Consider the following 10,485-nt stretch of genomic DNA (forward strand, 5'->3'; position numbering starts at 1 on the left):
GCTGGCCCGGGTCGAGCGCCTGAACCCGCGGCTCGACGCCTTCCTCACCGTCACCGCCGATCTCGCCCGCCACCAGGCGCGGGCGGCGGAGGAGCGTGCGCGGCGGGGCATTTTGCTGGGCCCCCTCGATGGGATCCCGTACTCGATCAAGGATCTCGAGCCGACGGCCGGCATCCGCACGACCTTCGGGTCGAAGTGGTTCGCGGACCACGTGCCGGCCGAAGACGGGGCCGTGGCCGGCCGGCTCAAGGCGACCGGCGCCGTGCTCCTCGGCAAGACCAATACCCCGCACTTCGGCCACAAGGACTCCTGTGACAACCTGCTCGGGCCGCCGTGCAAGAACCCCTGGAAGCTCGACCGCACCTCGGGTGCCTCGTCGGGGGGCGCCGGGAGCGCCGTCGCGGCCGGCCTCGGGCCCGTGGCTCACGGCTCCGACGGCGGAGGCTCCATCCGCATCCCCGCCGCCCTCTGCGGGATCTTCGGGCTCAAGCCGTCGTTCGGCCGGGTCCCCTATCACCCCTCCCCCGACTACTGGGCCGCGCGCTCCCACAACGGGCCGATGACCCGCACGGTACGGGATGCGGCCCTGCTCCTCCAGGCCCTGGCGGGCGCCGATCCGCGTGATCCGCTCACCATCGACTCACCGCCCGAGGACTACCTGGCCGCCTGCGACGGCGACCTCCGGGGCCTCACCGTCGTCTGGAGCGCCGATCTCGGCTACGGGCCCGTCGACCCCGAGGTCCGGGCCATCACCGAGGCCGCCGCCGGACGCTTCGCGGACCTCGGCGCCAAGCTCGAGGCGCGCGACCCGGGCTGGCCCGACCCCGGCGCGTTCCACAAGGTCATCTACGAGGTCGGCGTGGCGGCGCGCCAGATGGACCGGGCGGCCGAGCACCCGGAGTGGATCGAGCCGAGCTTCCGCCAGATGATCGAGAACGCCCGAGGCGTGTCGGCGGTCGACCACGGCAAGGCGCTCCTCCAGCGGAGCATCTTCTACGACCAGGCCCGCCGGTTCTTCGAGACGTGCGACCTCCTGCTGACGCCCCAGATGCCGGTCGGCGCCTGGTCAGCCGAGCCCGGTCCGAGCCAGGGGCCATCGACGATCGGCGGCCGGCCCACGCCCACCCTCTTCGACCGCCTGGCATTCACCTTCCCCTTCAATCTGACCGGGCAGCCGGCGGCCACGGTCCCTTGCGGCTTCACCTCCGAGGGCCTTCCGGTCGGGCTCCAGATCGTCGGCCGCTGGCACGCCGACGCGACGGTGCTCCGGGCCGCCGCCGGCTTCGAGGCGCTCCAGCCCTGGGCCCACCGCCGGCCGCCGCTGGACTGATAGTCATCTCAAGGCCGTAGCGAGCGCTCGCCCCATGCGCATCGTCTTCCCGGAGGGCGCCGAGTTCGTCGAGAACCCCGCCGACCTCGACCCGCTCCGGCGCCTCGGAGCGCTCGTCCTGTGCCCGGGGGCGCCCCGGGACAAGGCCGACCTGATCGCCCGGTGCCACGACGCCGAGGCCGTGTTCCTCGACTACTCGCTGATGGACGCCGAGGTGCTGCGCGCGCTCCCCGCGATCCGGTTCATCTGCTTCCTCGGCATCGGCTACCGCGCCCACATCGACGTGGACGAGGCCACCCGGCGAGGCGTGACCGTCACCTACACGCCCGACTACGGCGCCACCTCGGTCGCCGAGCACGCGCTGGGCATGATCCTGGCCCTCACCCGCCACATCGCGGCCGGCTTCGTCAGCATGCGGGCGGGACGCTGGGAGCCCGGGAGCTTCAAGGGCGTGGAGCTGCGGGGCAAGACGCTCGGGATCGTGGGGCTGGGACCGATCGGCAGCGAGATGGCGCGTCTCGGCGCGGGCATCGGCATGAAGCTCATCGGGTGGACCCGGCGCGCGAGTCCCGAGCGCGCCCGCCACGGCCTCGTGCTGGTCCCGATCGAGGAGGTGTTCACGGGCGGGGACGTCGTGAGCGTCCACCTCTCGCACACACCGGAGACCGAGGCCCTGGTCTCTCGCGCGCTCCTGAGTCGCATGAAGCCCGAGGCCTACTTCCTCAACACGGCGCGGGCCCGGGTCGTCGACAACGCCGCGCTCGCGGACCTCTTGCGGGCCGGGAAGATCGCCGGGGCGGCCCTCGACGTCCACGAAGAGGAGCCGCCGCGTGGCGCCTACGTCTTCCGCGAGCTGCCAAACGTGCTCATCACCCCGCACATCGGCTACAACACCCGGGAGGCCGCCTCCAACATGCTCCGGATCGCGATCGCGACGCTGGAGGCCTACCGCCGGGGCGAGGCGCTCCACGTGGTGAACCCGGCCGCCCGCCAGACCGTCGCGGGCTGATGTCGTCGTTCGCGGAGCTCGCCCGGGACTTCCTCGGAGAGGAGTACGCCGACGCGCCCGTGATGGCCAGCCACCTCGGGCTCACCGAGTACGACGAGCGGCTCGACGATCTCTCGGCGGCGGCCTTCGAGGCCCGGCATCGGAAGAGCCTCGTCTGGCTCGCTCGCTTCCGCGGGCTGGCCGAGGCCGACCTCGGCGCCGACGAGCGGATCGACCGCGACCTGGCCGTGTCGACGCTCCAGGGGCGCGCCATCATGGCCGATTGGGAGATGTGGCGCCGCCAGCCCGACACGTACCTGAATCCGGGACTCTCCGGGGTCTTCACCCTCTTCCTCCATCGCCTCCGGCCGGAGGCCGAGCTGGTGCGGGCGGCCGCCGCCCGGCTCCGCGCGGTGCCCCGCGCCATCGCGGATGGCGAGCGGAACCTCGCCGCCGACCTGACGCCGCGGGTCTACGTGGAGCGGGCACTCGGCCAGGCCCGCGCCGCGGCGCGTTACGCGCGCGAGCTCGTGCCCGCCGAGGTCGCGGACCCGCGACTGCGCGCGGAGATCGCCGAGGCGGGCGCCGTCGCCGCGGCAGCCTTCGAGCGCTTCGCCGCGTTCCTCGACGGACTCCGCGCGCGGGCGCGCGGGACCTGGGTGATCGGCGAGGCGCGCTACAGCCGGCTGCTCCGGGAGAAGGAGCTGCTGCCGCTCGACACCGGCGGTCTCCAAGCGCGCGGGCGCCGGGAGTACGCCCGGCTCGCCGAGGAGCTCCGCGAGTACGCCCGGAAGATTGCCGGCACCGACGACTGGCCCCGGGTGCTCGCGGAGCTGAACCGCGACCATCCGCCGACGCCGGAGACGATGCGCGAGGCGTATGACGAGTGGACGGAGCGCGCCCGGCGGTTCCTGCGCGAGCGGGGCCTGGTCTCGTTCCCCGCCGGCGAGGAGTGCGTGGTGCGCCCGTCCCCGCCCTTCCAGCGCCCGGTCCTGGCGGTCGCGTCCTATCAGCGCCCGCCGGCCTTCTCGACCTCGCTCCGCGGCCACTTCTTCGTGCCCTTCCCGCCCGACGGCGCCTCCGCCGAGGAAGTGCAGAAGCGCCTGGAGAACAACAGCCACGCCAGCATCCCCACCACGTCGGTCCACGAAGCCTACCCCGGACATCACTGGCACCTCGTCACGGCCAAGGCAAACCCGTCTGGGCTCCGCCGGACGTTCAGCACGTCGTACTTCACCGAAGGGTGGGCGCTCTACGCCGAGCAGATGATGCGTGAGCAGGGGTTCTTCGAGGACCCGCGCCACGAGATGAGCCAGTGCGAGGCCATGCTCTTCCGGGCCGCCCGCATCGTGGTCGACACGAGCCTCCACACCGGGGCGATGACCTTCGACGACGCGGTGGCCTTCATGACGGCGAAGGCCAACCTGCCGGAGCCGACCGCCAGGGCCGAGGTCGCCCGCTACTGTAGCTGGCCCACCCAGGCCTCCGCCTACCTCACCGGCTGCCTCGAGATCCTCGCCCTGCGCGAGCGATACTTCGCGCGCGGCGGTCATTCGGACACCGCCGCCCTCCGCGCCTTCCACGACACGCTGGCGGGGAGCGGCGCCCTCCCCATCGCCCTCGCCGAGCGGGCGCTGGCGCTCGGCGAGGAGGCCTGACTGGTTCGCCCGGGTCGTCGGGCCGTTCAGGCCCAGGCGGAGCGCCGGGCCCGGGCGGCCGCCCACAGGGCCCGCACCGCCGGAACGGCGACCGCCACGATGGCGGCGGACGTCAGCACCGCCGCGATGGGGCGCAGGAAGAAGATGCCGAGGCCGGCGTCGGAGATGATCAGCGACTGACGGAGGGCCCGCTCGGCCAGAGGCCCGAGGACCAGGGCCAGGGTGAGCGCGGCCGGCGAGTAGTCGAGCTTCCGCATCACGTATCCCAAGACTCCGAAGACCAGCATCTGGCCCACGTCCCAGACCTTGTTGTTGAGGGAGTAGGCCCCCGTGATGCAGAAGATGATGATGAGCGGCATCAGGATGTTGTAGGGAATCTTGAGCGCGCGGACGAAGAGCGGGATGAACCCGATGTTCAGGATCACGGCCATGACGTTGCCGACGTACATCGAGGCGATGAGGCCCCAGACGAAATCGGGGTTTTTCTCGAAGAGAAGGGGGCCGGGGCGGAGGCCCCACATCAGGAACCCGCCCAGCAGCACGGCGGTCGTCCCCGAGCCCGGGATGCCGAGGGTCAAGAGCGGGACCAGCGCGCCGGCTGACGCCGAGTTGTTGGCCGACTCCGGCGCGGCGACGCCCTCGATGGCCCCCTTGCCGAACTCCGCGCGGTTCGGCGACACCTTCTTCTCGAGCGCATAGGCCAGGAACGAGGCGATCGTGGAGCCGGCGCCCGGCAGGACGCCAATGGCGAAGCCCAGCACCGTCCCCCGGGCCAGCGCCCACCGGCTGCGGATCCAGTCGAGCTTGCTCGGCAAGCAGTCCCGGAAGCCATAACGGGCCTTGAGGATCTTCATATCGGGCGGCGTCTCCGCTCCCGCCAGCACCTCGCCCATGCCGAAGAGCCCGATCGCCACCGGCAGGAAGTCCACGCCGTCGAGCATCTCGTTGATGCCGCCCGTGTAGCGGGGCACGCCGGAGACGATGTCGAACCCCGCCATCGAGAGCATCAATCCGAACAGCATGCTGACGTAGCCCTTGACCGCGTTCTCACCGGTGAGGCCGGTGACCGTCGTGAGACCGAGCAGCATGAGGGCGAAGGTCTCCGGGGGTCCGAACGACAGCGCCCACCGGGCGAGGGTGGGGGACATCAGCATGAGCAGCAGGACCCCGAAGGAGCCCGCGATGAACGACCCGATGGCCGCGATGCCCAGCGCCGGCCCGGCCCGCCCCCGGAGGGCCATCTGGTAGCCGTCGATACAGGTCACCACCGAGGCCGATTCGCCCGGCGTGTTGATGAGGACCGACGTGATGGTGCCGCCGTACTGGGAGCCGTAGTAAATCGCGGCCAGCATGATGATGGCCGAGGTCGGCGACATCCCGAAGGTGAGCGGCAGCAGTAACGCCACGCCCGAGACCGGGCCGATGCCGGGCAGGGCGCCGATCAGCGTGCCGACGACCACGCCGGCGAGCGCCATGAACAGGTTGAACGGCGTGAGCGCGATGGAGAAGCCCAGCAGGAGATTGTCCAGGACGCCCACGCCCGTTCCTCAGTAGCCCAGGAGGCTGACGGGGAACGGCACCTGGAGCCAGTAGGTGAAGACGAGGTAGTTCAGGACAGCGATGCCGACGGCGATCCCGAGGGTCTGACCCCACGGGTATCTCTCCAGAAACCTGAGGATGCCGATCAGGAAGAGGGCGGTGCCGAGTATCATCCCGACCACGTTCAGGAGCGCGGTGAAGAGGCCGGTGGCCGCGAAGACGACGAGGAGCCGCACGAGGCCCTTCCCCCAGGGAAGCCAGGCGCGGCCGGCCTCGGCGCTCCGGGTCGCGCCGACGAAGAGCAGCATGGCCAGGACCGCCATGGCGATGCCCAGCCACACCGGCAGGAAGCCGGGCCCGGGACCTATCTCGCTCCGGTACGGGTACCACCGGAGGGCAGCCCCCGCATACCCGACGGCGAAGACGAGGAGCCCGAGACCGGCGACCTGATCCGCCCGCCTCACGGCTTCTTGATGGCTCCCAGATCGGTCAGCGCCTTCTCGTACTTCGCGCGGAGACTGTCGAGGTACTCGTTGGCCTCCTCGCCGACCCACGTCACCGGGGTCAGCAGGTTCCGCTTGATGTAGAGCTCCTGCCACTTCTTGGTCTCGGTCACCTTGCGGAGCGTGTTCTGCCACCACTTCACCGCCTCGTCGCCCATGTTGGCGGGCCCCACCACGCCGCGGTACTGCTCCCAGAGGAAGTCGTAGCCCTTCTCCTTGAAGGTCGGGATGTCGGGGGCGTCCTTCATCCGCTGCTTGGCGGCGACGGCCAAGTTCTTCGCCTTCTTGGCCTCGACCTGGGCGATGATCTCGTTCGGGTTTTCCACCGCCGCGTCGACGTGGCCGCCCATGAGGGCCGTCGTCACCTCGCCGCCCGAGTTGAACGGCACGTACTTGACCTTGATGCCGGCGGCCTTCTCGAGGAGGTAGGTGAAGATGTGGTCTTCCGAGTTGGTGGCGGTGCCGCCGACCGTGAGTTGGCCCGGCCGCTCCTTGGCGGCCTTCACGAATTCCTCGATCGTCTGGTACTTCGACTCCGAGCGGACCGAGAGCATCAGCTCGTCGATCGCCACGATCATCAGGATCGTCATGGCGTCCCGGTGGTCGCCGGGCAGTCGTCCCTCGATCTTGCCGCTCACGACCGTCGGGGTGGCGCCGGCCACGACGTACGGGTTCCCCTTCTTGCCGATCAAGTAGCTGTAGCCGACGGCGCCGCTCCCGCCGGGCTTGTTGATGACGTTCATCGGCACCGGCGAGAGCTTGTTCTCGTCGATGATGCCGGTGACCATCCGCATGAGGTTGTCGGTGCCGCCGCCCGGCGCGTAGGGCACCACGACTTCGATCGGGCGGACCGGGTACTTCCCCTGGCCGACGGCCGGACCGGCCGCCGCCGACATGAGCGCCAGGATCGCGAGGATCATGGCCACGATGCTGTTCGCGCGCTTCATCGCGTCTCCTTTCTATGTCGGGAGGGGGCCTCCTCGGCCCCTCCCAGCCCCGGTTCGGAATAGCGAGGAGCGACGCCGCGCTCCACGGCGGGGCGGGCGGACGGCTCGACCGTAGCGGCGCTCGGACCGCGGTCCGGCACCGTGGTCGGCAACGTCGAGCGTGTTCCCGGCACGAGCGGCCGGCGAGCGCGGACAGGGCGCCCGCGGCCGCTCACTTGCCGGTCCAGCGGGGCTTGCGCTTCTCGAGAAAGGCGCGCACTCCCTCCCGGAAGTCGGCGCTCGTGTAGGTCAGCGCGATGAGGTCCTCGCCGCCGCTCGCCCGGCGCTGGGCCTGGATGCGCCGGATGGCCTCCTTGGTCACCCGGAGGGTGATGGGCGCGTGCTCGGCGATCTGGGTGGCGAGCGCGGCGACCCGCGCCTCGATCGTTTCAGGGGACACGATCTCGTGGACGAACCCGGCGCCCCGGGCCTCCTCCGCCGAGACGAGGCGGGCGGTGAAGACCAGTTCCTTGAGACGCGACGGGCCGAAGAGGTCGAGGAAGGTCGAGTAGGCTTCCATGGACAGACAGTTCCCGAGGGTCCGCGCGATCGGGACGCCGAAGCGCGCCTCGGGCGTGGCGATCCGGAGGTCACAGGCGGCGGCGATCCGGAATCCGCCGCCCACCGCGTAACCCTGGATCTGGGCGATGACCGGCTTCGTGACGCGCTCCAGCCGCTCGATGCGGCGGTCGCCGTCCCGCTCGTATTCGATCCCGGCCTCGGCCGTCTCGAAGACCTTGAACTGGCTGATGTCGGTGCCTGCCACGAACGCCTTGCCGCCTGCTCCCCGGAGGACGAGCACGCGGATGGAATCGTCGGCGTCGACCTCCTCGCATGCCTGGTCGAGCCGCTCGTACATTGCCCAGGTCAGGGCGTTCCGCGCCTCCGGCCGGTTGAAGGTGAGGGTGAGAACCGGGCCGTCGCGCGTGAGCAGGACCTCGTCGCTGGCCACGACAATCCCTTCTTCGCTTCGGGTTCTGGCGCTGGGAGCGTGATGCCGTGCAGGCGCCGTCGGCAAGCACGAACTGCCACCGAGAATATCAGAACGGGCGGCCGGCTGGGAAGCCGGGGTCCCCGCGAAGTCCCGCACCACCCCCCTGCGGAGCGCCGGCACGGGCTGTGCCACCGAGCTCACTCCGTCCCGGCCGCGCGCCAGCGGTGCCGCGCGATCTCGAGCCAGGCCCGCAGGGTCTCCGCCACGCTCCACGCCTGGGCGATGCAGCCTCGCGGCGCGAAGGGCGGCTCGCCGTCGAAGATCTCGCCCAGGCTCCCGACCCCGTAGTCCGCCAGGTGGTGCGCCATCGGCTGGAGGAAGCCGACCGCCCGCTCCGGGTCTCCATGGACCCGAAGGTGCGCCAGGGCGAAGGGGCCCAGGAGCCAGCCCCAGACCGGTCCCTGATGGTAGGCGCCGTCCCGCTCGAGCACACCCCCCTCGTAGCGCGGGCGGTACCGGGGATGGCCGGGCGCCAGGCTGCGGAGCCCGAAGGAAGCCAGGAGGTCGCGGGCGCAGGCCTCGACCACCCGGCGCTGGCGCTCCGGCTCGAGCGGGCTCTCCGGGAGCGAGACCGCGAAGATCTGGTTGGGGCGCAGGCTGTCGTCGTGCCCCTCCGGGCCGTCGATGACGTCATAGCAGTAGCCGGCGGCCTCGTTCCAGAAGCGGGCGAAGCCCGCGCCCGCGCGGTCGGCCAGCGCGTCCCACGGCGCCGCGTCCCGGTCGAGCCGCCGGGCGAAGGCCGCCATCGCGCGGAGGGCGTTGTACCAGAGGGCGTTGATCTCGACCGGCTTGCCGATGCGTGGCGTCACCACCCAGTCGCCGACCTTGGCGTCCATCCAGGTGAGCTGCACGCCCGGCTCGCCGGCGCGGAGCAGCCCGTCCGCCGGATCCTCGGCGATGCCGTGGCGCGTCCCGGCCCGGTGCCAGCCGACGATCTCTTCCAGGACAGGGTACAGCGCCCGCAGGAGCGCGTCGTCCCGGGTCGCCGCGTGGTAGGCGCGGATCGCCTCGACATACCAGAGGGTCGCGTCGACCGTGTTGTACTCGGGGGCCTCCCCGGCCTCGGAGAAGCGGTTGGGCAGCATCCCGCGGTCCACGAGGCGCGCGAAGGTCGCCAGGATGGGCCGGGCCACGTCGGGCCGGCCGGTGGCCAGGGTGAGCCCGGGGAGGCTGATCATGGTGTCGCGGCCCCAGTCGCCGAACCAGGGGTAGCCGGCGATCACCGACATGCCGTCGGGCACGTCGCGGAGGGGGCGCCGGACCACGAACTGGTCGGCGGCGAGCACGAGCTGCCCGACCCAGGGGGGCGCCCGCCGCGCCGCGGGGTCCACGCGCTGCCAGCGGGCGCGCAGGTCCCGCTCGTGGCCCTGGCGCCGGCGCCACGCCGCCTCACCGTCGAGGGCCGGGACCGGCTCCGCCGAGCAGACGAGCGTGACCTCCGCGCCCGGCGCCAGCACGGCCCGGGCCGTTCCCACGTGAAGGTGGTCCTCGCGCGCCTCCAGGCCGCGCTCCTGCTCCCGGGTCAGCCAGAAGCCTTCGCTCCAGGTGTGGGCCGGCCGGAACTCGGCCCCCCGGGCCAGGACGAGGAGCGGCCGGGCGCCGTCGAAGGCGGTGACCCGGAGGCCGTCGGCCACCGCGTCCACCCGCATCGCCCAGCCCGGGCCGCGAGTGCTGCCGTGGTAGTCCCGGTAGTTGGCGAGCACGGCGAGCTCGAGCGCGATCGGGCCCCGCCCGCGACGCACGCGGTACCGCACGTAGGTCGTGTTGGCCCCCGGCTCCATGAAGACTCGCTTCTCGAGGAGGGCGTCGGCGCAGGCGTACGTCCAGACGGGGGTCGTCCCGTCGAGACGGAAGCGCTCGATCTCTCGATAGCCCGACGGGTCCACGGTGCCGTCCGCCCAGCGGTTGGCGGCGAGGCGGAAGCGCCGGCCGTCGTACTCGGCGCTCTCGTCGGCCTTGGTGACGAGGAGCGTGCGGCCGAGCGGCGGCGCGAGAGCCGCGACCAGGAGACCGTGGTAGCGCCGGGTGAGGAATCCGGCCACGGTGCCGGAGGCGAAGCCGCCGATGCCGTTCGTGCAAAGCCACTCGCGGGTCTCGGCGAGCGGGAGGCTGCCGCACACCTCGCGGCCCCAGTCGGCGAAGTCCGGCTCTTCCGTGTTCATGGCGCTCCTCGGCCCTCGACGAGCCGCAGGTCGTGTCCGTCGGGGCCCCGGACCAGGATACCCGAGCCCTCCCTCGGGGATGCAGCGGCGCCGACAGGCGGAGGCCCGCCGGCGTAACATGGAGGGAACACCGCATGGGGTCGGGCCGCGGGCGGCGCGACCCGAGAGAGGAGGGACGGATGGCCGAGGAATTCATGGGCGACCGGAAGCGGGCGCTCGAGGAGGAATTCTTCCGGCAACGGGAGCGGGCGCTGCTGGAGCGCCTGCGCGGCGAGCACGCGCGGCAGACCGCGAGGCAGGCGCTGGCGTCGGCGTCGGGAATCAG

General features: G+C 71.8%; 8 protein-coding genes. 3 read left to right on the forward strand and 5 right to left on the reverse strand.

Features of this window, described 5'->3' with window-relative positions; all coding sequences use genetic code 11:
- The 3 genes from VGW35_10995 to VGW35_11005 all read left to right on the forward strand — a co-directional run.
- A partial coding sequence (locus VGW35_10995) for an amidase family protein (protein ID HEV8308183.1) occupies window positions 1-1,330 on the forward strand: 1,330 nt, incomplete at its 5' end.
- 34 nt (window positions 1,331-1,364) lie between these two features.
- Window positions 1,365-2,339: an NAD(P)-dependent oxidoreductase gene (locus VGW35_11000; GenBank protein ID HEV8308184.1), complete on the forward strand. Its 975-nt coding sequence runs from the start codon at window positions 1,365-1,367 to the stop codon at window positions 2,337-2,339.
- Window positions 2,339-3,976 (forward strand): DUF885 domain-containing protein, encoded by a 1,638-nt coding sequence (locus VGW35_11005; protein HEV8308185.1) that lies wholly within the window; start codon window positions 2,339-2,341, stop codon window positions 3,974-3,976. The genes VGW35_11000 and VGW35_11005 overlap by 1 nt, the downstream gene beginning before the upstream one ends.
- A 26-nt stretch (window positions 3,977-4,002) precedes the next feature.
- On the opposite strand, the gene VGW35_11010 is transcribed toward VGW35_11005, so the two are convergent.
- From VGW35_11010 to VGW35_11030, 5 genes are all read right to left on the reverse strand, one after another.
- The gene (locus VGW35_11010; protein HEV8308186.1) at window positions 4,003-5,514 is read right to left on the reverse strand and encodes a tripartite tricarboxylate transporter permease; all 1,512 of its coding nucleotides are present in this window, start codon (window positions 5,512-5,514) and stop codon (window positions 4,003-4,005) included.
- A gap of 9 nt (window positions 5,515-5,523) precedes the next feature.
- Window positions 5,524-5,979, reverse strand: a complete 456-nt coding sequence (locus VGW35_11015; protein ID HEV8308187.1) for a tripartite tricarboxylate transporter TctB family protein — start codon at window positions 5,977-5,979, stop codon at window positions 5,524-5,526.
- Window positions 5,976-6,965, reverse strand: a complete 990-nt coding sequence (locus VGW35_11020) for a tripartite tricarboxylate transporter substrate-binding protein (protein ID HEV8308188.1) — start codon at window positions 6,963-6,965, stop codon at window positions 5,976-5,978. The genes VGW35_11015 and VGW35_11020 overlap by 4 nt, the downstream gene beginning before the upstream one ends.
- A gap of 211 nt (window positions 6,966-7,176) precedes the next feature.
- Window positions 7,177-7,956, reverse strand: coding sequence for an enoyl-CoA hydratase/isomerase family protein (locus tag VGW35_11025; protein HEV8308189.1), 780 nt, complete (start codon window positions 7,954-7,956; stop codon window positions 7,177-7,179).
- A gap of 179 nt (window positions 7,957-8,135) precedes the next feature.
- Entirely contained in the window at window positions 8,136-10,160 is a 2,025-nt protein-coding gene (locus tag VGW35_11030) for an amylo-alpha-1,6-glucosidase (GenBank protein HEV8308190.1), read from the reverse strand.
- Between the last annotated feature and the right edge of the window lie 325 nt (window positions 10,161-10,485).

Source organism: Candidatus Methylomirabilota bacterium, from assembly GCA_036005065.1.
Lineage (GTDB): Bacteria > Methylomirabilota > Methylomirabilia > Rokubacteriales > DASRDR01 > DASYQW01.

Excerpts from the sequence above, each read along its gene's own strand:
- VGW35_11000 (HEV8308184.1), top strand. The coding sequence starts at position 1,365 with ATGCGCATCGTCTTCCCGGAGGGCGCCGAGTTCGTCGAGAACCCCGCC.
- VGW35_11005 (HEV8308185.1), top strand. The coding sequence starts at position 2,339 with ATGTCGTCGTTCGCGGAGCTCGCCCGGGACTTCCTCGGAGAGGAGTAC.
- VGW35_11020 (HEV8308188.1), bottom strand. The coding sequence starts at position 6,965 with ATGAAGCGCGCGAACAGCATCGTGGCCATGATCCTCGCGATCCTGGCG.
- VGW35_11030 (HEV8308190.1), bottom strand. The coding sequence starts at position 10,160 with ATGAACACGGAAGAGCCGGACTTCGCCGACTGGGGCCGCGAGGTGTGC.